Source organism: Mediterraneibacter hominis (genome assembly GCF_014287475.1).
Lineage (GTDB): Bacteria > Bacillota > Clostridia > Lachnospirales > Lachnospiraceae > Mediterraneibacter > Mediterraneibacter hominis.
In genome coordinates, this window is the sequence record NZ_JACOPF010000001.1 from 1,166,682 (window position 1) to 1,189,664 (window position 22,983).

Here is a 22,983-nt window from a genome sequence, read left to right on the forward strand (position 1 = left end):
TTATTTTAACTCTTTAATTTCCGTTTGTCCATTCAATGCTGCCAGTGTATTTAAGCCTAATGACTGCATCTCATATTCGCCCGGATATACTGCGATAGGCGCAATATATTTTACATATTCAGAAATCATGCCTACAATCCACTTGGAATGTGCCATACCGCCCGTAAATAAGATAGCATCTACATCCCCTTTTAATACAGTTGCATCTGCGCCGATTTCTTTTGCCACCTGATAGCACATTGCCTCCATGACTTCTTTACATTTTTCATCTCCTGCTAAAGCACGGTCTTCTATAATCTTAGCATCATTTTCTCCCAGATATCCCATAAGTCCGGAGTTTCCGTTAATTAACTTACGCATCTGATCATAGGTATAATCTCCAGAGTAGCATAACTTAATCAGCTCGCCGATTGGAACTGTACAGCAGCGGTTCGCTGAAAATGGTCCGTCACCGTCCAATGCATTATTGGCATCTACAAGTTTGCCTTTTTTATGTACGGATACACTGATTCCCCCTCCCATATGCACTCCTACCAGGTTCAAATCTTCGTATTTTTTTCCCATGTCTTTTGCATACTGCATACCTACTGCACGGTGATTTAATACATGAAAACTGCTTCTTCTCTCGATAGATGGAATCCCTGAATATCGCGCCAGCTTCTCAAACTCATCTGTAGTCGGAGGGTCTACAGTAAATGCCTGTACTCCTCTTTTTGCAAACTCATTTGCAATGCGAAGCCCCAAGTCTGTCGGATGATTTCCATATTTCTCACTTCCGGACTGCTCCAGCATTTTCTCATTAATACGGTATACGCCGCCTACAATCGGCTCTGTATGTCCGCCTCTTGTTGCCACTGCATCCAGGTCTTCAATTTTAATATGTTTCTTAGCCAGATACGCTTCAATCTGCTCTGTACGATAATCTAACTGATCCCAGATACTGTTAAACCCTTTTATGACAGACGCTTCGTGTTTAATATTATCTTTAAAAACACATGTTTCATCTTCATAATAAGCAATTTTCGTAGACGTAGAGCCTAAATTAATCGCTACAATCTTCTTCATTTATACGCCTCCTGTTAAATAATTCCTATCATCTTTCCAAGCAATACACATATTGCACAGACTGGAATCCATATGATAGAAATGATAATGCCCGGTTTTGCCATTTCGCCTAATTTCCAGTATCCATACCCATAGGTCGTAAGCGGAATCGGATCAAGCGGAATGATAAATACTGCGGACGCTGTAAATCCTAGTGGAAGTACCAGATAAAGCGGATTTACTCCCATGGATGTCGCCAGCACCGTTACAATCGGTACGCAGACAGACAATACTGCATTTGCAACCGGCACAAGTAAGTGACTGAAAATTCCAAATGCGGTAACAGCCATAATTAATACAAATAAAGATACGCCTGCCATAGAGCCAAGGATACTGTTGGAAATCCACTCTGCCGTTCCCTGCGTACTTAAAATCATTGCCAGAGCATTTGCAGAACCCATTAATAAAACAGAGTCCCAGCTGATAGATTCTTTGGCGGTATTCCAATCCATGAGATCCACACCCGGTAGGAAGAATACGCATACAGCTAACAGAGAGGCAAACGCTGTCTCAATGCCTGTCATAGACTGTGTAAACCACATAACCATAACAATGATAAAAATAACTAAGAATTTCTTTTCATTTTTGCTCATTGGTCCTAATTCTTTTCTCTTTGACTTAATATCATCCAGACCTTTTACCGTATCAATTTCCGGTCTGAATACAAGAATGATTACAAGCCATGCAATTAATACGAGAATAATTGCCATTGGGAATCCAATTGCTGTCCACTGCATAAATGTAATATTTTTACCGGCCACATTGTTCAGCAGATTGATCGTTAAAATGTTCAGCCCACTTCCTGCAGGTGTTCCAATTCCACCTAACGCCGCGGATATTGGAATACCAATCATTACCGCTTTACCATAACGGCTTTTTCCAGGCTCGCATCCGCTTTCTTTTAGTAATGGAAGCGCGATACCTGCCAGAATAATTGCTGTCGGAATATCTACCAGAACAGAAGAAATCAGACATCCACACAACATAAGACTTAAAAGTACTCTGCTGCTTTTCGCACCAAAAAGTGGTGTGATATACAGAGAAATTCGATAGCCCAATCCACTGCTGATAAATACTTTTGCGATCACTAATGCTGCCATTACAAAGAACATCGTAGCAATACCAAAGTTACTTAGTACAGCTGTGGTTTCTTCAATCTTTAAAAGTCCCGGTAAAAACAGCAGGAAACAGGAGGAAATTCCTATTGGAATAAATTCTGTTACCCATGTGTATACACAGCAAACCATAAGCAGTAACGCTTTCCAGCCAGTTCCAGAAAGTCCCTCTGGAGGAGCAACATTGGAAAGTGCCAGATAAAACAAAATTGCTATGAATAACTCAATATATATTTTTGTTGATTTTTTCATACCCTCATCTCTCCTTCCTCTGCTAAATTGAAGCGAGCTTTTCTAGATATTCGTAACGTGCAATTAAATGCTCTTTTATCTCTTCTTTTTTCGCATCGTCAATTCCTTTAAATCTCTTCTGCATAGAAAAATACTTATCTACGTCTCCTAAGTTCTTCGGTTTTTTACCAAGTTTTACTTTTCCGCCCTCATACTCTAATAAGACCCAGGCTCCGCTGTTCATTGCCTCTCTGGCAACCTCTACCGTTTTCTCCATCTTATATCCCCATCCTGTCGGACATGGACTCATAATGTGAAGAACGCGGCATCCTTTTACAGATTTTGCTTTTTCCAGTTTCTTTCTCAAATCCGGAATATTTGCAACAGATGCTGTAGCGGCATAAGGCACATGGTGCGCCATTACAATCTGGATTAAGTCTTTATTATTCACCAGCTTTCCGGCAGGGGTAGTTGTTGTTTCTGCTGCCATAGGAGTGGAACTGCTTCCCTGTATTCCTGTGTTCATATATGCTTCGTTATCGTAGCATATGTATAAGATGTTATCATTTCTTTCCATAGCGCCGCTTAATGACTGCAGTCCGATGTCTACCGTGCCTCCGTCACCTGCGATTGCCACTACCTGTGTATGGTCATTTCCCTGATGTTTATAACCTGCGGCAATCCCTGCTGCGATTGCCGCTGAGTTCTCTAAGTTACCTTGAATTCCTGGAACTGTCACTGCAGATTCCGGCCCACATCCCGAAAACTGTGCCGCACATCCCGGCGGAATTACAAGAACCGTATCCTCTCCCATAACATCAAGAAGATTTCTAAAAATCACATCAATCATACATCCCTGACATGTATTGATCCCTGGAGACACTGAGCTTTTTGGCTGAACTTTATACGTTAACATTGGTTTCCACCTCCCTCATATCCATAGCATCTGGTCTTACATCAAACCATGTTGTAACTGCGTCTGCTTTTCCGGCATGAATATCCAGTAACTCGCCGAAAATCTTTCTGAATGAGCCGTCAGAAATGTCACGTCCGGCAATTCCGCCAACATAGCCGAATACTTTATTATCCATACCGCTAAGAGCAGCTTTTACTTCACTGCATACTGGCCCCTGCGCAGCTCCTAATCCGCTGGAACGGTCTACAACTCCGATAATCGGAATATTCTTTAACGCCTCTTTGATTTCTTCTGCCGGGAATGGACGGAACATACAGATTCTAAGAAGTCCTGCCTTAATTCCTTGTTCACGAAGCTGATTAACAACATATTTTCCGGTTCCCGACATAGAACCCATTGTCACAACTGCTACTTCTGCATCTTCAAGACAATATGTTTCTACCGCCTGAAGCTTTCTTCCAAAACGTTCTTCATACTCGGCAAAAACTTCCTTTGCTACTTTCGCCGCCTCATCAAAGCCTACTTTCTGCTGATATTTCATCTCCGTATGCTCTACGGTCGGACATAAGTCGTTGATAAACATAACATCCTTTGTATCCAGATACATATTTTTACGCACATATGGTTTTACGAAATCCCACGCATCTTCATCAGAAGGTGTGTCAACTCTCTGCATAGAGTGAGATAAATAGAAACCGTCAAAACAGACCATGGACGGAGTCATTACATTTTCATGCTCACTGATTCGATATGCACATAACTGCAAATCTAAAATCTCCTGAACTGTGGAACAGTAAAACTGAAGCCACCCTGTATCTCTTTCTGCCATTGTGTCAGAATGGTCACACCATAAAGACCATGGAGCTACAAGAGAACGGTTTACTACAGGCATTACAATCGGAACTCTGCATCCTGCCGCCACACCGCACACCTCATGCATCAGTGCAAGTCCTACAGATGCCGTCGCTGTCGCAACTCTTACTCCCGTAAGCTGCGCTCCGACTGCCATAGACATTGCGGAATGTTCCGATTCCACACGAATATATTCTGCATTGATTTTTCCTTCTGCCACTTCATCTGCCAGATGCTCTGCAATGGAACTTTGTGGTGTAATTGGATACGCTGCAATTACACCCGGTCTGGCAAGTCGGATCGCTTCTACCGCAGCTCCATTTCCGTCAAACATTTTAATTGCCATTATTTCTCACTCCCTTCCGGTATCATTTCCAATGCTTTCCTCGGACATTCATTTGCACAAATTCCGCACCCTTTACAATAATCCCAATCAAACTCTAGTACTTTCTTCTCTTTGTCAACTGTAATACAGGCCGTCGGACAATATCTTTCGCAAATTCCACATCTAATACATGTCTCGTTATCTGCCTTTGGTCTCATAAGTCTCCAGCTTCCGGTATTGGAAGCCGCAAATATATGAGAACAAGGCCCCAGAACTCTACGCTTCCCAGGTGTGCTCGTATGCATATCTTGCTGCATTGCCATTCTTTTCACCAACCTTTCCAAAACTCTCTGTTACTGCTTTCTCGATTGCTTCGATTTTTACAACTCCGCTTTTCGCCAATGCTCCGAGCATTGCACTGTTCGGAATATTTAATCCAATATTTTTTAATGCCGCTTCTGTCGCATTACACGCATAGACCTTTTTAAGTCCATACTCTTTCTTATATCTGTCTACAATCTCCTGATTAGATGCATTGATAACCATAATAGTATCTTCTGTACATCCCTCTCCTACATTGACTCCCATATCAATCAGATTCTCGTCAAAAACAACAATAATATCCGGCTCATACACATAACAATTGAGGAGCACTGGCTTATCATCTACGATAATATGTGCAAAAACCGGAGCACCCCGACGCTCATGTCCATAGGCAGGAACTGTGATTGCATACTCACTCTGGTGGAGCGATACAGCAATAGAAAGAATTTTTGCCGCTGTAACAGCTCCCTGCCCTCCTATTCCGTAAAATTTAATTTTTTGCATTTTTCTACCTCCTTTTGTTTCTCTATACGAACTATTTAATTCTTATAAAGAATTATTAAGTGTATTATACTTGGTAAACTCAATTTTGTCATTAGCCGTAGTTACCAAATATTCACAACCATTTTTAGTGAATTTTACTTTTCTTTATGCGAATTGCACTATTTTTTACACCACTTCACATAGCGAAATAAATATGTTATTCTAAATATAGGATTTCGTTTTAAAAAAATAGGAGGATTTTTATGTCAGAAAAAAATGATAAATATATTTTACAATCTGTATCAAATTCATTAGATATTTTAGATCTTCTTGCTGAAAACAAAAATTTAAGCGTTCCGGAAATCGCAGAATTGTCCGGTTTCGGAAAAAGCTCTGTATTTCGTATTCTCGCCACATTAGAAGATAAGAATTATGTTAAAAAATCAGAGGACGCAAGATATTCTCTAGATATTAAGCTTGCTTATTTAGGACAGGCGGCAATGGATCAGGACAACCTTATTAAATACTGCCATCCATATCTCGAAACATTATCTGCAAAATCCGGCGAAACTTCACACCTTACAATTTCTTACCGCACATTTTACATTCGTTTCATCGATAAAGTGGTAAGTAATGCTACGATTCATATGGATTCACATACTGGATTTATCCGACATTCTCACTATACTGCGGGCGGAAAAATCCTGCTGGCATATAGCTCCGATTTAACACAGGAAAACTATATCCAAAATGTTTCTTTTGATGCTATGACCAAAAAAAGTATTCTCTCCGGAGATGCTCTTATGAAGGAACTAAAAAAAATTAAAAAACAGGGGTATGCCATTGATGATGAAGAAAGTGAATATGGATTGTTTTGCATCGCTGCACCGATTTTTGATTTTAGCGGACAGGCAATTGCCGCTGTAAGTATCTCCGGTCCAACTGCAAGAATGTTAGAAAATATGGAACGGAATATTATGCTCGTGTCAGAAACCGGGAAGGCAATCACAGACATGTTATGTTCTGCCATTTTTCCCGATGGGAAATAACTTTTAAGAGGGTAGACAAAGTTGAGGGTGTCGCAAAATCATCAAATTAGATGATTTTGCGACACCCTCTTAAATCGTTGGATAAAAAATAGTATATTATTTTTCTATTGAATGAACATTGCGTCTCCAAAACTAAAAAAGCGATACTTCTCTTTTACTGCTTCTTCATATGCCGCCAGTACATGTTCTTTTCCCGCAAGCGCTGAAACCAGCATAATCAGTGTAGATTCCGGCAGATGAAAATTGGTAATCAGGCAATTCAGCACTTTAAACCGGTAACCCGGATAGATAAAAATATCTGTCCAGCCGCTGCATGCCTTAATATGTCCGTCTTCATCCGCCGCAGATTCGATTGTCCTGCAGCTTGTCGTGCCGACACAGATAACGCGCCCTCCCTGTTCCTTTGTCCGGTTGATTTTTTCTGCCGCCTCGCTGTCAATCATATAGAATTCTGCATGCATATGATGCTTTTCCACGTCATCTACTTTTACCGGACGGAAAGTGCCCAGTCCCACATGCAAGGTCACTCTCGCAATCTCAATGCCTTTTTCTTCTATTTCTTTTAAAAGTTCCGGGGTAAAATGCAGTCCCGCAGTGGGCGCCGCCGCTGACCCCTCATGGGAAGCATATACGGTATTGTAACGTTCCTTCTCTTTCAGATGGTGTGTGATATACGGCGGAAGAGGCATCTGCCCTAACCGATCCAATATTTCCTCAAATATTCCATCGTATTCAAAATGGATCCGCCTGTTTCCTTCGTCCACAATCTCCATCACTTCTCCGGTAAGCAGTCCGTCCCCAAAACTGATTTTTGTTCCTGGCTTTGCTTTCCTTCCTGGTTTTACAAGCGTTTCCCATATATCCTTTTCCACACGTTTTAAAAGAAGCACTTCTATTTTCGCCCCGGTTTCTTCTTTTACACCAATCAACCGCGCCGGAATCACCTTCGTGTCATTGATTACAAGGCAGTCTCCGGGATGCAGAAAGTCCACAATCTCTTTAAATACACGGTGCTGCGTTTTTCCAGACTCCTTGTCCAGTACAAGAAGCCTGGAGCTGGAGCGATCTGCAAGAGGATCCTGCGCGATCAATTCCTGGGGCAGTTCATAATAAAAATCACTTGTTTTCATTCTGTTTCCCCTACTGTCTCAATTCAATTCCCAGGTTTTCCAATGCTTTCAGAATCCGTTTCATAGCAGCAGAAACCTCCGTATCTTCCAGCGTTTTATCCTTAGCGCGGAATACAATGGAATATGCCACAGACTTAAATCCTTCTCGAATCTGGGAACCTTCATACAGGTCGAACAGAGCGTAGCTCTCCAGATATTCTCCCCCTTTTTTGGCAATCGCTTCTTCAATCTGTCCCACTAGCACCTGTTTTGGAACAACCATACTGATGTCTCTGGTAACTGCCGGATATTTTGCGATTCCTGTATATTTTCTGTCAAATGTCGCATAGTGCAGAACCTCCGGCATGTCGATCACCGCTATATAAGCGCGCTCCCCGATTCCATAGGTGTCCAGCACATCCGGATGTACCTCGCCCAGGTATCCGACCGCCTTCCCTTCATAGCGTATTTCCGCCTGACGTCCTGGATGAAGATATGGCTTCCCAGCGTCTGGACAATAGGTTTCTTTCTTCTTCATACCGATTTTTTCAAAAAATTCTTCGATTACACCTTTCATGCTGAAAAAGTCTCCGTCTCCGTACATTCCGAGTGTAAACTGCATTCTTTCCTCCGGCAATTCTGTTATGGGAAGCTGCTTTGGAAGATAGATATTTCCTAATTCATAGAGGCGGACATTTTTATTTCTCCGGTTATAATTTGTAGCAAGGGAAGTCAACATTCCGTTTAAAGAGGTTGTCCGCATCACACTGTAGTCCTCTCCTAATGGATTCATAATATCCACTGTTTTCCGAAGCGGTGAGTCCTCCGGAAGCAGCAGCTTGTCAAATACCTTCGGGCTCTCGAATGAATAGGTCATACCCTGGCTAAATCCACAAAATTCAGCAATATCTCTCGCTGTCTGTTCTATGCGCAGTTTAAAGGACAATTTTCCCGTCGTAGCTTCTCCCTTTGGCAAAGTCGTCGGAATATTGTCATACCCATAGAATCTGGCCACCTCCTCTGCCAAATCGGCAAGTCTGAATATGTCATGCCTGAAGGTCGGTGCAATTACTTCTTTTGTCTGTGCATCATATACAAGTCCGACTTTTTCCAAATATGCCAGCATTTCCTTCTCTGTAATATCTGTCCCCAGCATAGCGTTGATTTTTTCCGCATCAAAGGGAACCCTGACCGGCTCTTTTTTCTTCCCGTATATATCGACTGTACCACCGACTACTTCTCCGGCGCCCATTTCTTCCACCAGCTGACATGCACGATCGATTGCTGCTTTCGCATTATTCGGATCCAGCCCTTTTTCAAATTTCCCTGACGCATCTGTACGCAGTCCCACACGTTTGCTTGATTTTCTGATGTTTACCCCGTCAAAGCACGCCGCTTCAAACAGCATCGTCTGTACATTGTCTGTAATCATGGAATTTTCTCCTCCCATGATTCCGGCGATTCCGATCGCTTTTTCACCGTCACAGATCATCAGGACATTTTCGTCCATTGTACGCTCCTGTCCGTCCAGCGTCGTAAACTTCTCTCCGTTCCCGGCTGTCTTTACTATGATCTGATGTCCTGCGATCGTATCCAGATCATAGGCATGCATCGGCTGTCCATATTCCTCCATTACATAATTCGTAATATCAACCAGATTGTTGATCGGCCGGATTCCGACAGAGGCAAGTCTCCTCTGCATCCATTTCGGAGAAGGCCCGATTTTAATATTTTTTACCACTCTCGCGCAGTAGCGCGGACATAATTCTGTATTCTCGACAGTCACTTTGATGTAATCATTTACGTCCTCTGCGTTTCCTGTCTCTTTTACAACCGGAGGTACAAACTCCTTGCGTAAGGTCGCTGCCGCTTCCCGCGCAATTCCAATAACACTGAAGCAATCTACACGATTCGATGTGACTTCATACTCAAATATAACGTCATTCAGTCCCAGCGCTTCAACTGCACTTGCCCCTACTTCTGCCTCCTCTGGGAAAATATAGATACCGTATTCCGGAGCTTCCGGATACATCTCTCTTGTTGAACCCAGCTCTTCAATCGAGCACATCATACCGCAGCTCTCCACGCCGCGCAGTTTTCCTTTTGTGATTTTGATACCGCCTGCAACTTTTTGTCCCGGTTCATGTCCTCCGGCAACCCGTCCTCCGTCCAATACAACCGGAACCTTGTCGCCTTCCTTTACATTCGGCGCTCCTGTGACAATCTGCACCGTCTCTGCTCCGATGTTGACCTGACAGATAATCAGTTTATCTGCGTCCGGATGCTTCTCAATTTTTTCAATCTGTCCGATGATAATCTTGTCCAAATCTGCATCCAGTTTTTCATATCCTTCTACTTTTGTTCCCGAAAGTGTCATCGCATCTGTATATTCCTGCGCGGTCACATCCAAATCCGGAACATATGCTTTTATCCATGATAATGAAGTATTCATAATTTAAACCCTTTCCTTTCCCTGACACTAGAACTGTTTCAAAAATCTGATGTCATTCTCATACAACAGTCTCATATCGTCAATTTCATATTTTAGAAGCGCAATTCTTTCCAGACCAACACCAAAGGCAAAGCCATTGTATTCCTCCGGATCGATTCCGCACATCTCTAAAACATGTGGGTGCACCATTCCGCATCCTAAAATCTCTATCCATCCGGAACCTTTACAGAAACGGCAGCCTTTTCCTCCACATTTAAAGCAGCTTACATCCACCTCTGCACTTGGCTCCGTAAACGGGAAATGATGCGGTCTGAATTTTGTCTTTGTCTCTGGCCCAAACAATTCTTTCGCAAAAACCTCCAGAGTCCCTTTTAAATCCGCGAAAGAAATATTCTTGTCAATTACAAGTCCTTCTATCTGGTGGAAGGACGGGGAGTGTGTCGCATCCACCTCGTCAGAACGGAATACTCTTCCCGGGGCAATCATGCGAATCGGGAGTTTTCCCTGTTCCATTACACGCGCCTGAACCGGTGAGGTCTGGGTGCGCAGTACAATCTCCTTATTGATGTAGAACGTATCCTGTTCGTCCTTTGCCGGATGATCCGCCGGAATATTTAATTTTTCAAAGTTATACAGATCGTACTCTACTTCCGGTCCTTCTACCACTTCATATCCCATACCGATAAAGATACGCTCCACTTCCTCCAAAGCAATCGTATTCGGATGCCTGTGCCCGACACTGTTTTTCTTAGATGGCAGTGTAACGTCAATCACTTCTGCTTTCAGCCTTGCCTCACGAATTGCTCTCTCCATTTTTGTCTTTGAATCTTCTAAAAGCTTCTCTATCTGTGCTCTCGTCTCATTGACAAGCTGTCCCACCTTCGGCCTGTCCTGCGGCGCAACGTCTTTCATCCCTTTTAGAACCGCCGTCAGTTCTCCTTTCTTTCCTAAAAATTTCACACGCACATCATTTAATTTTTCCGGTGCGTCTGCCGCCTGAATCTGAGCAATTGCTTCTGCTTTTATCTGCTCTAATTTTTCCTTCATTTTTCTTCTCCTTTCTAAACAAAATGGACAAGCCCACTTCAACTCCCCTGCCCCTCACTCTTGAGGGGCTTGTACACTTTGCGCGCCGAAACGCGGCTGTGTTAGCAGCCATTTTCCACTTGCGCGCAGTGTGCATCCCCCGGAGGGTTTTATTGTATAAGAAAAAATTTCCTATACAAAAAAAGACTCCGTTCCCTGCAAAGGGACGAAGTCTGAAATCGCGGTACCACCCTGTTTCCCGCTGTAAACCAGCGGACACTCAAATTTGTGTAACGTACAACATACGGCACTTTCTACTTCATTTTTCAAAAGTGCAGCTTCCGTGGGAAATTCGATTGCCATCTGAACTAAAGAAAACTTACAGCCGGTGATTTTCTCTCTCTGATAGAAAATGGGTCTCTACTTTACACGTTCATCGCTTTTTTCTGTTTTTTTCCGTCCTATCCTGACGGAATTACTCTTTCATTTTATCATACGTTTTTTGTTTGTCAAGAAATTTATCTCTATCCGCTTTTTCTTTTTTCGTTGTAAACCCTTCCAAAAGGGCATTTACTTCTCCTCCCAAAAGAATAATATACATGCAGACATACAGCCAGAGCATAATTAATATAATCGTTGTAAGACTCCCATACATACTTGAAAATCCAGTAAATACATCCAGATAGACAGAAAAGAAAAAAGAAATCAGCAGCCATCCTGATGCAGTAAACAAAGCGCCCGGCAGTTGCCTCTTCAATGTAGTTTTCGCCATATTTTTCCGGTTGGGAAGAAATTTATAAACCAGATCCCAGAATACGGTCAGCACTACCAGCGTCACTACCGTGCGGATTCTGATTATAAAATCTACAACCTTGCTCAAAAACGGAACATGTTCATATACCATTAAACTGATGCTGTTCCCAAAGACAGACAATACAAGAGAAAGCATAATCGCCAGTATGAATATCACCGTATAAAAAGACGCCCTGACGCGCAGATACAAATAATTCCGCGTCTCTATGTTATCATATATACAGTTCAGACCTGATGTCACAGACAAAACGCCCTTGCCTGCCGACCAGAGGGCAACCAAAATCGTAATCGGAATGATACTTCCAGAGCGTGTGTAGACCTCCAGCACAATGGAGCGAATCAGCCCTTCTACTGACGACGGAAACACTTGAAGCACCGCTGTCATCACATCCTCCATTGTCACAGAGGTAAACTGTACCATTGTAAGAAGCAAAATGATAATCGGTATCAATGACAACACAAAAAAATATGCCGCCTGTGCTGCATATGCCCCTGTATGATGCGATGATATAGTTTCCAAAACCGTCTCTATATTCTTTCTTATATTCTTACTTTTCCCCGCCATCTATAAACTCCTGACTTTTCACCAGTTTTCCAAATCATACCATACTTCCCCCGCTTAAGCAACCGCATCGGATTTTCATCAAACAAAAAGCGGCTGCACGAAACAGCCGCCTTTCTCTTTAGTAGTTCCCCAAAATGCCGGTCCTGTATTTTGACTCCTAGCCACAGCTAGGTGGGCAACCGCATCTGTTTTTTTGTCTTCCACTGCGAACGGAGGCCTGACATATTACAGAAATATAGGAATCCCGTTTCAAGTAAATGTAGGTTCAAAATTACAGGGTTGTCGTACATTTCAGGTTATGTTCTTAACTCTAAAAGTATTATACCCCATTTATCTCAAATTTACAACCAATTTTCCCATATCGGCAGCGTGCATTCTATTCCATAATATGATATAGTTACCTTATTGCCAATATATTTTTGGCGGTATTATTTCATCAGATAAGGAGTTTTGCTTTATGAAAATGAATGAATTAAAACTTGTCTATTTCAGCCCTACAGGAACCACCAGAAAGGTCATTATGGAAGTTGCAAAAAATATTGACCTGAAATCTGTATCTTTTGACTTTTCTGTACATAAAGAAAAAAGGCCTGCCCTTACATTTATGCCAAACGACTTTGTACTCTTTGGAATTCCCGTATATGCCGGTAGGGTTCCCCGTACCTTCATAGATTATCTAGAACAAATTCATGGGAATGACACCCCCGCCGCACTTATCGCAACCTACGGGTGTCGGGAATATGAGGATGCTCTTCTCGAATTAAAAACAGAAGTAGAAAACAGAGGCTTCAAGGTGATCGGCGCCGGCGCCTTCCCAACGGAACACTCTATTGTACGTTCTATCGGACTTGGACGTCCGAACAAAGAGGATTTAAAAGGCATCTCTGATTTTGGCATCCAGTTAAACCGAAGGTTAAAGGCAGAACAGCCCTTTAGCAGCTATGACATACATGTCCCTGGTAATCATCCATACCGGAAATACGGAACTGCAGGCCTATATCCTAAAGTAGATGTAAATCTTTGTACAGAATGTAGTTCCTGCGCAAAGGTCTGTCCCTCCGGCGCCATCTCCCTGGCAGATCCGAAAAAGACAGACAAGAAAAAATGCATCAGCTGCCAGAAATGTGTGCGCCTCTGCCGCCAGAAAGCAAGAAGCGTCAGTACAATGAAGCTGAATATGCTTACAAAAAAGCTTACAAAAGTCTGTCAGAGTGACAAATCAGCCGATATTTTTCTGTAAATACTCTCTCTGACGGGCAACGAACAGCTCACAGCAATGCTGTCCGTTGCCCGTCAAATGACCGTCCTGTCGTGCGAGCAGGCCCGCCCGCTCGTCCGGCCGCTTTCCGGGCGTATCGCGCAAAAAAAGTATCCCATTGTCCAGAAGAACTTTGGGATACTTTTTCATTTTCTTAAGAAATCTCTTTATTATTTCTGTGGTCCTGCTGCAACCAATGCTTTTCCGATTTCGTTTCCTTCGTATTTTGCGAAATTCTTAACAAATCTGGCTGCAAGGTCTTTCGCTTTTTCTTCCCACTCAGAAGCATCTGCATACGTATCACGTGGATCCAGGATCTTCGGATCTACACCTGGCAGTTCTGTCGGAACCTCAAAGTTGAAGAATGGGATCTTCTTTGTCGGCGCGCTCAAAATAGAACCGTCTAAAATCGCATCAATGATACCACGTGTATCTTTGATGGAAATACGTTTTCCGCTTCCGTTCCATCCTGTATTTACCAGGTATGCCTTCGCTCCGCTTTCTTTCATTCTCTTGACGAGCTCCTCTGCATATTTTGTCGGATGCAGCTCCAAAAATGCCTGTCCAAAGCATGCGGAAAAGGTAGGAGTAGGCTCTGTAATTCCGCGCTCTGTACCCGCAAGCTTTGCTGTAAATCCTGACAGGAAATAGTATTCTGTCTGTTCCGGAGTCAGAACAGATACCGGAGGAAGTACGCCGAATGCATCTGCTGACAGGAAGATTACATTCTTTGCTGCCGGAGCAGAAGAAACCGGACGTACGATTTTTTCAATATGATCGATCGGATAAGATACACGTGTATTCTCTGTCACACTCTTATCTGTAAAGTCGATTTTTCCGTCTTTGTCCAACGTAACATTCTCTAAAAGAGCGTTGCGTTTAATTGCATTGTAAATGTCTGGTTCGGATTCTTTATCCAGGTCAATTACTTTTGCATAGCATCCGCCTTCGAAGTTAAATACACCGTTGTCATCCCAGCCATGCTCGTCGTCTCCAATTAAAAGACGCTTTGGATCTGTGGAAAGTGTTGTTTTTCCTGTTCCGGAAAGTCCAAAGAAAATTGCTGTATTTTCTCCGTTCATATCTGTATTTGCAGAACAATGCATAGAAGCAATGCCTTTCAGCGGCAAATAGTAGTTCATCATAGAGAACATACCCTTTTTCATCTCTCCGCCGTACCATGTATTGACGATAACCTGCTCACGGCTTGTAATGTTGAACATTACCGCTGTTTCAGAGTTTAATCCGAGTTCTTTATAGTTTTCTACTTTTGCCTTAGATGCATTGTAAACAACAAAATCCGGCTTAAAGTCTTTTAATTCTTCTTCTGTCGGACGGATAAACATGTTTTTAACAAAATGTGCCTGCCATGCAACTTCCATGATAAAACGAATCGCCATACGGGTATCCTTGTTTGCACCGCAGAACGCATCTATTACAAAAAGTCTCTTTCCTGAAAGCTCTTTCTGTGCAATTTCTTTTACTGTATTCCATGCTTCCTCTGTAGCAGGATGATTATCATTCTTATATTCGTCTGAAGTCCACCAGACAGTATCCCTGGAGTTCTCATCCATTACAATATATTTGTCTTTCGGAGAACGGCCTGTATAGATACCAGTCATAACATTGACTGCACCAAGCTCACTTTCCTGTCCCTTGTCATACCCTTCCAGACTGGGGTTTGTCTCTTCTTCAAACAGCATCTCATAAGAAGGATTGTAAACAATTTCTGTGGTTCCTGTAATACCATACTGACTTAAATCAATATTTGCCATCTTGCACTCAACCTCTCTCTTTCTATAGTATAGGGTTGTCAAATACAGTAAAATAATATTTGACATTCATATTTTCCCCGGTCATTAAACAGGGGAGCACAAAAATTTCGTGCCAGAATACATTATACACAATATATTGTTAAAAATCAATCAAAAATACTTATTTTTCAATTTTGTTGTGTATACCATAAACCATACAAGCATAATAAGAAAGACAACCATTCCAATCACATCGATCAGCATAATCGGCTGCACAAAATAATGAAACATATCAACCGCGCCGTATAAGGTCGCAACAATACTGAATACCAGCACTGCGGGAACCGCCTTTTGCATATAGGCTTCTTTGTCTTTACACATCTGCTCAGTATAATCTTTTCCCAGCAAAAGTGTCGCATTGATATGCCCGTCTCTTCTCATCTGAATATAAGCGTAAAAACCATAAATCCCACATCCAAAGACTATCACGCTGATAATTCCAAAAAAATCATCCATTTTTTACACCTCAACCCTTAAGTATCTCTTTTACTGTTTCTTTCATCTTATCCGCATCACACTCTCTCGTATGTCGGATTTTCGCATTGCGGATCTCTTCTATCGCCGCAGGTATCTCCATGCCTGAGATCTTGTGCAGTTCGTCGATCAGTTCAAATTCCTCCCAGTCTTTATATTTTTCATCGATCGCCGTCATTACGCTGTGCGCAAACTTATACGGACTTGCCGTAGAGGCCACAAGGGCTTTTCTTACATCCCCGCTTTTCTCCCTGTACTCTCTGCACACATATGCAGCCACAGCTGTATGGGTATCCATCACATATCCGGTCTCCTGGTATGTTTTCTGGATTTTCGTGCTTGTCTGTGCTTCCGTCGCATACCCGCCGACAAAATCTTCCAGTTTCTCTTTCATTTCACTGGTGATTTCATATACCCCTCTTTCTTTTAACGACTGCATCAATTCTGCATTTTTCCTTGCATTTCCTCCGGCAATCGTATAGATAAGACGCTCCAGATTACTAGAAATCAGAATATCCATAGAAGGAGAAGAAGTAAGCACAAATTCTCTGTTTCTGTCATATTTTCCGGTCTGGAAGAAGTCAAAAAGTACTTTATTTTCATTGGACGCACAGATCAGCCTGGCAATCGGTACTCCCATCTGCTTCGCATAATATGCCGCAAGAATATTCCCAAAATTTCCGGTAGGCACTGCCACGTTGATTGTCTCCCCCGCAGAAATTTCCTTATTCTTCAAAAGCTTCGCATAGGCGTACACATAATAGACAACCTGTGGAACCAGCCGTCCGATATTGATGGAGTTTGCAGAAGAAAATTGGTATCCGCATACATCCAGTTCCTTTGCCAGTTCTTTGTCTTCAAAGATTGCCTTCACTCCGCTCTGCGCATTGTCAAAATTCCCATGAATTGCCACAACAGAGGTGTTCGCCCCTTTCTGGGTCACCATCTGCAATTCCTGCACTCTGCTTACCCCGCCCTTTGGATAGAATACGATAATTCTCGTCCCCGGCACATCCGCAAACCCTGCAAGCGCCGCTTTTCCTGTATCTCCTGACGTCGCTGTCAAAATTACAATTTCATTTTTCACATGGTTTTTCTTTGCCGATGTTGTAAGCAAATGCGGCAGAATGGACAGCGCCATATCTTTAAACGCAATGGTCGCCCCATGAAAAAGCTCCAGATGATATGTATCCCCTACCTTTGCCAGAGGTGCAATCTCCTCTGTGTCAAATTTAGAATCATAGGCACTTGCGATACAGCGCTTCAACTCCTCCTCTGTAAAATCTGTAAGGAACTGCTTCATCACCGTATACGCCGTCTCCTGATACGTCATCTCTTTGAGTTCTTCCATCGACACATCCAGCTTTGGAATCCTCTCTGGCACAAATAGTCCGCCGTCGTCTGCAAGACCTTTTAATATTGCCTCGGAGGCAGTCACTGTTTTTTCTGTGCTGCGTGTACTTCTGTATAATAACTCCATGTCTTCTCCCTCTTTTTCTTTCACTATATCTGCGTTTATATACAAAGAGCAGTACGCGTCTCTGCTTTTACGCTACTGCTCTGCATTATATCATAAGTTTCTTTTTTAAGCAATTTTGTTTCCTTCGCTTTTTATGTCTTTTTGTCAGTTGTTTTTCTGTCTGCGGAACAAAATAACCACCAGGCCACATATTGCCATCAAAATCGGGTATACCAGATGGGGAATAATCTGAAACGGCGTCAGCCCCGTCAGCGTTGCCGCCGAAAGAAGCTGTGCCCCATAGGGGATCATTCCCTGCCCGACAGAAGTGAACATATCCAAAAGTGATGCAGAACGTTTCGGCTCAATTTCAAATTCATCACTGATTTCCTTCGCAATCGGCCCTGCCATGACAATCGCTACGGTATTATTCGCTGTACACAAGTCTACAAAAAGGGCAAGAATGGCAATCCCAAGCTCTCCTCCTCTTTTCCCATGAATCCGTTTTTTAATCATGTCCAGAATAAACTGTATTCCCCCGTATTCTCTTACCAGAGAAACCACGCATGCCACCACAATAGAAATAACGGTAATGTCATACATGGACGTAATACCGCCGCCCACTACACTGAAAATTTCTGAAACTGCAATGCTGCCGGTGAACACTCCCACGATCAAAGACACCACAATACCACTGATTAATACGAGAAACACATTGATTCCAATCAAAGCACCCGCCAGTACAATCACATACGGCAAAACCTTCCACAGATTATAAGACAATTCGCCTTCCATATGAAAGTTTCCGTTCCTCGTGATCATCCAGAAAAAGACCATCGTCAATACAGCCGCAGGAAGTACAATCAGGAAGTTTGCCTTGAATTTGTCCTTCATTTCACATCCCTGTGTTTTAACCGCCGCTATCGTAGTGTCGGAAATCATCGACAGATTGTCCCCAAACATCGCGCCGCACACTACAGCCGCAATGCAGACAGCAAGCGAAAATCCCGTCTTCTCGCTGATTCCCACAGCGATTGGCGCCAGTGCGGCAATCGTCCCCATAGAAGTTCCCATAGAAACAGATATAAAACAACCGATGATAAACAGCCCTGCCACTGCAAAATGTGAAGGAATGAAGGACAGACCCAAATTCACAGTGCTGTCCACACCTCCCGCCGCCGTTACTGCACCAGAAAATCCGCCTGCACACAGGAAGATAAGGCTCATAGTAATAATATTTTCCTCACCTACCCCTGCCGAAACCACCTTAATTTTGTCCGCAAAAGACAATTGGCGGTTCTGTAAAAATGCTACAAAAAGCGCAATCAAAAATCCTACCACTGCAGGCATTGCATTAAAATCTCCAAATACAATCCCCAAACCAAGGAAAATAACCAGAAACACCCCGATCGGCAAAAGCGCTATTCCTCTGCCTTTTACTTCTTCTTTCCTCATAGCTTATTCTCTTTTTTCTTACTGTTCGTATAATTCACAAGCCCTCCGGCCGCAATTAGTTTCTGCATAAATTCCGGAAATGCCTGGCCCTGGTACTGCGTGCCTTTCGTACGATTATAAATTTTTCCACTGTCAAAATCCACCTCTACCTCGTCTCCGGCTTCGATCCCTTTGGCTGCCTCCGGACATTCAATAATCGGAAGCCCGATGTTGATTGCATTCCGGTAAAAAATACGGGCAAATGTCTCTGCAATCACACAGCTTACCCCAGCCGTCTTTAGGCAAAGAGGAGCGTGTTCTCTAGAAGATCCACATCCAAAATTTTTATTTGCCACAATCAGATCGCCCGGCTGTACTTTTTTCACGAAATCCGGATCTATATCCACCATTGCGTGGCTCGCCAGCTCCTTTGCATCAAAGCTGTTTAAATATCTCGCCGGAATGATGACATCTGTATCTACATTGTCTCCATATTTGAATACATGTCCCAGTGCTTTCATTCTTTCTCACCTACTTTCTCAGGATTCGCGATATAACCGGCAATCGCGCTCGCAGCCGCCACTTCCGGTGACGCCAGATAAATCAGAGAATCTACATGTCCCATCCTGCCTACGAAATTTCGGTTTGTCGTAGACACACACTTCTCTCCCGCTGCCATAACTCCCATATGGCCTCCCATACAAGGGCCGCAGCTCGGTGTGTTTACTGCACATCCTGCATCCACAAAAATATCCAGCAGTCCTTCCTGAATACATTGTTTATAAATTTTCTGCGTTGCAGGTACTACCATAACGCGTACATCTGGATGTACGGTATGTCCTTTCAAAATCGCAGCTGCTTTTCTCATATCTTCCATTCTTCCATTCGTACAGGAGCCGATCACCACCTGGTCAATCCTGATTGGCTCCATCTCTTCAATTTCATCGATGGTTTTTGCATTTCCTGGCAAATGTGGAAACGCTACAGTCGGACGCACCTTTGAAAGATCAATTTCTACCACTTCATCATAGGATGCATCTTCATCGGCTTCATAGATCTTATATTCTTTTTGTGTATGTTCCTTTAAATACCTTTCTGCCTTCTCATCTACAGGAAAGATTCCATTCTTTGCGCCCGCCTCAATCGCCATATTCGCCATTGTAAAGCGGTCGTCCATGGACAGGTTTTCAATTCCGTCCCCTGTAAATTCCATGGATTTATATAGTGCTCCATCCACTCCGATTTTTCCGATAATATGGATAATGATGTCTTTTCCGCTGACATACGGTCCTGGTTTTCCGGTCAGAATGAATTTGATTGCACTTGGCACCTTAAACCATAGTTCTCCTGTCGCCATTCCTGTTGCAATATCTGTTGTTCCTACACCTGTAGAGAACGCGCCGATTGCCCCATATGTACAGGTATGTGAATCCGCCCCGATGATACACTCACCGGCGGCCACCACGCCCGCCTCCGGCAAAATAGCATGCTCTACACCGGATTTTCCTTGTTCAAAATACCATTTCAGTCCCTGTTCCTTTGCAAATTCGCGGATTGCTTTTGAATTTTCTGCCGATTTAATGTCTTTATTTGGTGTAAAATGATCCGGCACCAACACTACTTTCTCTTTATCATAGACTACGTCTGCCATTTGTTTAAAAATTGGCAGTGCCATAGGCCCGGTAATATCGTTTGCCATGACCACATCCAGCTTCGCTTCAATCAGTTGTCCGGCGGAAACCGAATCCAGTCCCGCATGCGCCGCCAGGATCTTCTGCGTCATTGTCATTCCCATTGTGACAGCCTCCTTTTCCTATTCCTATGTGAGACATTTTATCACACACAGGCTTTAAAGAAAAGACAGGAATCTTATCTTCTTTTACGAGGTTTGTCTGCAAATATCAGCAGCAGGACGCCAAGGCTTATAAGAATCCCCACAATATACATACGCATAACTGTTTCATCCCCGGTATGTATCGTCTCTTGTTTTTCCTTTTTCGGCATTTCCTCATCTGCCGGAGGATTTTCTTTTGGCAAATCTGCATTTTCAATCGTCCCCATATCCAGTGTAAATTCATCTCTCGAGATAACAAATTCTCCTTCATAGAGCTGTTTTCCTTCATTGTTCTCACAGCGAAGCTCTTCGATCTTGTAAGTGTCAAATGGCAGTGCTCCCTGTCCGTCATCTACCGGAATACATGCATTTTCATCTCCTATTCCAAACCACAGCCCTGCTCCGGCTTTCTCTGCATTGGTATCCACAGAATGTTTCACATATTCTGAAGAAGAGGAAAAATACCCATTTTCATCTGTTACAATGACATGACTCTCTTTTGTCGTCACAGACGTAATACGGAAAGGAATATCTGCCATTGCCTTCTGTGTCTTTTCCTCTATCTTTGTAAATGAGAAATCTCCCCGTATCACCTTGTCCGCCGCCTGATACCTGTTGCCTCCGATTAGCTTCACTTCTTCTCCTTCCTGCTTTATTGGTATGACACACGCGGTAAGCCACCCTTCCTCTTCTGCAGCCACATTTTCTTTTTCCTGTTCTTCTGTTCTATCCTCCTCCGCTTTAAACAGTACCTCTTTTAATAAATATCCCGTTGGCGCTTTTACCTCTTCGATGACAATCGTGCCAAGCGGAAGAACCGGTTCGTCGTTTCCTGCTACGTAGTAGAAGTCGTCCCCTTCTATTTTATATTCCTCCGAAAGCTCCCAGAAAGCCTGTTTATCTTCGTTCTCTTTTGTTATTTTCGTTTCTTTTGTTTCCAATATCCAAGTCCGATCCGGTTCTTTCGGAAGAGAATCCTTTGTATACTCTCCCTCATAGAAATCTACGGCAAACTGCGCACCCGCAAGAGACGCGCACCCCTGCGGTGTATCGCCTTTTGTCCCTGCGTCTATCTTCACTAGCTCTAATTCTGCTTTAGCGCTGACCGGAATATCTTTTACTTTCAAGCCTGTTGTCTTTCCACTCTCTACTAAGAGCGTATAGCTTTTTATGTCCAGCTTATAGCCGGACGGCGCTTTTATCTCACATATCGTATACTCCCCGACCGGCAGTTTCTCACTTTTTGCATATCCTGACTCATCTGTCACCAATACTGTCTTTAACTCCTCCTTCTGGTATACGCCATATTCGGCTCCTTCCAGCGTATAACAGGAGTTTCCCTCTGAAAGCCCTGGATCGGAAGAGCTTTTCTGTATTTCTATATAACCGCCAGCCGGATGGTATTCCCATTGGCAGAGATCCTGGCCATTTCCTTTTAAAATCACACCGCTGCATTCCCACTTTTCCCTCCACTCTGGGTCTACAGCATGTTCAATTCCATATTGGAGCACCTGCCAGGTATAATCCGATACATAGTGCACTCCGTCCGGACACAGCACATTATTCCCAAATTCCAGCGTAATACCCGGATACCAGCCGTTCACCTCATTTAGTACCTCCCATACTAAGATCTGTTTAAAAAAGTAGTCCTGGCTGGAAGTAAAGGAGAAGTCCAGCGTCGTTTTCCACTCATCATACCAGGCAAAGGCACTGCCAATCGTATCTATTGTATATTGGCTATAATACATTTTCGCGTCATACACCTGTTTGTTTCCTGACTGAAAGCTCACCGTCGGATCCGCGCAGAACGCCCATTCTCCATCTGCTCCCAATACTCCTTCCGACCAACTGTCCACCATTTCCCATGATTGCCCGTCAGGACTGTACCTTACCATATCAATTGTTCCCTGATCTGCAGCAAGGACACTGGTATACACCGTACTTCCTGCGGCAGCGTTCCTTCCTTGCATTTCATTTGCCGTTTCTTCGGCAAATCCGACTCCCTTTAACAGCTCTGAAAGATAGGCCGCATCATACATAGGTCTGCGCACTTCCTCCTTTATATCCTCCTGCCCTTCCTCTGCCGCCGCAACCTGTATACAAGAAAAGGCAAATATAAAAATAACAAACACAAATAAAAGGGTCTTTCCGCCCTTTTTCCATTTTTCCTTCATACACATCTCCTGTCCTAAGAAAACCTGTACCATTAAAACAACATTTTCCCCAGCAGAAAATACCTCTTCTCCTGCACGTATACACCGGACATGCAGAAGTTCCTCCTGCCTCCTCTCTGCTTTTATTTTTTCTTTCTACTCGTTTGGAATTCAAGGGAAGAAATTCCCCGGA

General features: G+C 43.2%; 19 protein-coding genes, 1 other RNA gene and 1 other annotated feature. Of the genes, 2 read left to right on the forward strand and 18 right to left on the reverse strand.

Features of this window, described 5'->3' with window-relative positions:
* Genes buk through H8S37_RS05730 form a run of 6 tightly spaced genes read right to left on the reverse strand, consistent with a single transcriptional unit; the run spans position 1 to position 5,371 of the window.
* A complete protein-coding gene (gene buk, locus H8S37_RS05705) occupies positions 1-1,065 on the reverse strand; it encodes a butyrate kinase (protein WP_186875039.1) in 1,065 nt (354 codons plus the stop codon).
* Positions 1,066-1,079: 14 nt separating this feature from the next.
* Positions 1,080-2,471: an SLC13 family permease gene (locus H8S37_RS05710; RefSeq protein ID WP_186875040.1), complete on the reverse strand. Its 1,392-nt coding sequence runs from the start codon at positions 2,469-2,471 to the stop codon at positions 1,080-1,082.
* Between the two features lie 22 nt (positions 2,472-2,493).
* A complete protein-coding gene (locus H8S37_RS05715) occupies positions 2,494-3,366 on the reverse strand; it encodes a thiamine pyrophosphate-dependent enzyme (protein ID WP_186875041.1) in 873 nt (290 codons plus the stop codon).
* Entirely contained in the window at positions 3,353-4,564 is a 1,212-nt protein-coding gene (gene porA / locus H8S37_RS05720; RefSeq protein ID WP_207723880.1) for a pyruvate ferredoxin oxidoreductase, read from the reverse strand. The genes H8S37_RS05715 and porA overlap by 14 nt, the downstream gene beginning before the upstream one ends.
* Positions 4,564-4,761: a 4Fe-4S binding protein gene (locus H8S37_RS05725; protein WP_334298545.1), complete on the reverse strand. Its 198-nt coding sequence runs from the start codon at positions 4,759-4,761 to the stop codon at positions 4,564-4,566. Before H8S37_RS05725 ends, porA begins: the two co-directional genes overlap by 1 nt.
* 58 nt (positions 4,762-4,819) lie before the next feature.
* The gene (locus tag H8S37_RS05730; protein ID WP_186875043.1) at positions 4,820-5,371 is read right to left on the reverse strand and encodes a 2-oxoacid:acceptor oxidoreductase family protein; all 552 of its coding nucleotides are present in this window, start codon (positions 5,369-5,371) and stop codon (positions 4,820-4,822) included.
* A 242-nt stretch (positions 5,372-5,613) separates the two neighbouring features.
* Here H8S37_RS05730 and H8S37_RS05735 point away from each other — a divergent pair, with 242 nt between their 5' ends.
* Positions 5,614-6,399: an IclR family transcriptional regulator gene (locus tag H8S37_RS05735; protein WP_186875044.1), complete on the forward strand. Its 786-nt coding sequence runs from the start codon at positions 5,614-5,616 to the stop codon at positions 6,397-6,399.
* A 104-nt stretch (positions 6,400-6,503) separates the two neighbouring features.
* Here the strand turns inward: H8S37_RS05735 and queA are convergent, their stop codons facing one another.
* The 5 genes from queA to ssrS form a co-directional block, all read right to left on the reverse strand.
* A complete protein-coding gene (gene queA / locus H8S37_RS05740; protein WP_186875045.1) occupies positions 6,504-7,529 on the reverse strand; it encodes a tRNA preQ1(34) S-adenosylmethionine ribosyltransferase-isomerase QueA in 1,026 nt (341 codons plus the stop codon).
* Between the two features lie 10 nt (positions 7,530-7,539).
* Positions 7,540-9,960, reverse strand: coding sequence for a phenylalanine--tRNA ligase subunit beta (gene pheT, locus H8S37_RS05745; protein WP_186875046.1), 2,421 nt, complete (start codon positions 9,958-9,960; stop codon positions 7,540-7,542).
* 27 nt (positions 9,961-9,987) lie between these two features.
* Positions 9,988-11,007 (reverse strand): phenylalanine--tRNA ligase subunit alpha, encoded by a 1,020-nt coding sequence (pheS, locus tag H8S37_RS05750; RefSeq protein ID WP_186875047.1) that lies wholly within the window; start codon positions 11,005-11,007, stop codon positions 9,988-9,990.
* Between the two features lie 198 nt (positions 11,008-11,205).
* Positions 11,206-11,432: a binding site (T-box leader), on the reverse strand.
* 29 nt (positions 11,433-11,461) lie between these two features.
* Entirely contained in the window at positions 11,462-12,364 is a 903-nt protein-coding gene (locus H8S37_RS05755) for a YihY/virulence factor BrkB family protein (protein WP_186875048.1), read from the reverse strand.
* 122 nt (positions 12,365-12,486) lie between these two features.
* Positions 12,487-12,665, reverse strand: a non-coding RNA gene (gene ssrS, locus H8S37_RS05760) — 6S RNA.
* 156 nt (positions 12,666-12,821) lie between these two features.
* Here ssrS and H8S37_RS05765 point away from each other — a divergent pair.
* A complete protein-coding gene (locus H8S37_RS05765; RefSeq protein ID WP_186875049.1) occupies positions 12,822-13,604 on the forward strand; it encodes a 4Fe-4S binding protein in 783 nt (260 codons plus the stop codon).
* Positions 13,605-13,792: 188 nt separating this feature from the next.
* Here H8S37_RS05765 and pckA read toward each other — a convergent pair whose 3' ends face one another.
* The 7 genes from pckA to H8S37_RS05800 all read right to left on the reverse strand — a co-directional run bounded on the left by pckA (position 13,793) and on the right by H8S37_RS05800 (position 22,811).
* The gene (pckA, locus tag H8S37_RS05770; protein ID WP_186875050.1) at positions 13,793-15,397 is read right to left on the reverse strand and encodes a phosphoenolpyruvate carboxykinase (ATP); all 1,605 of its coding nucleotides are present in this window, start codon (positions 15,395-15,397) and stop codon (positions 13,793-13,795) included.
* Positions 15,398-15,547: 150 nt separating this feature from the next.
* Positions 15,548-15,892, reverse strand: a complete 345-nt coding sequence (locus H8S37_RS05775; RefSeq protein WP_186875051.1) for a hypothetical protein — start codon at positions 15,890-15,892, stop codon at positions 15,548-15,550.
* Positions 15,893-15,902: 10 nt separating this feature from the next.
* Entirely contained in the window at positions 15,903-17,390 is a 1,488-nt protein-coding gene (gene thrC / locus H8S37_RS05780; protein ID WP_186875052.1) for a threonine synthase, read from the reverse strand.
* A 144-nt stretch (positions 17,391-17,534) separates the two neighbouring features.
* Positions 17,535-18,824: a Na+/H+ antiporter NhaC family protein gene (locus H8S37_RS05785; RefSeq protein WP_186875053.1), complete on the reverse strand. Its 1,290-nt coding sequence runs from the start codon at positions 18,822-18,824 to the stop codon at positions 17,535-17,537.
* A complete protein-coding gene (locus tag H8S37_RS05790) occupies positions 18,821-19,324 on the reverse strand; it encodes a 3-isopropylmalate dehydratase small subunit (protein WP_186875054.1) in 504 nt (167 codons plus the stop codon). The genes H8S37_RS05785 and H8S37_RS05790 overlap by 4 nt, the downstream gene beginning before the upstream one ends.
* Complete coding sequence (gene leuC, locus H8S37_RS05795) at positions 19,321-20,598, reverse strand: 3-isopropylmalate dehydratase large subunit (protein ID WP_186875055.1); 1,278 nt, start codon at positions 20,596-20,598, stop codon at positions 19,321-19,323. The genes H8S37_RS05790 and leuC overlap by 4 nt, the downstream gene beginning before the upstream one ends.
* 74 nt (positions 20,599-20,672) lie before the next feature.
* Complete coding sequence (locus H8S37_RS05800; RefSeq protein WP_186875056.1) at positions 20,673-22,811, reverse strand: MSCRAMM family protein; 2,139 nt, start codon at positions 22,809-22,811, stop codon at positions 20,673-20,675.
* Between the last annotated feature and the right edge of the window lie 172 nt (positions 22,812-22,983).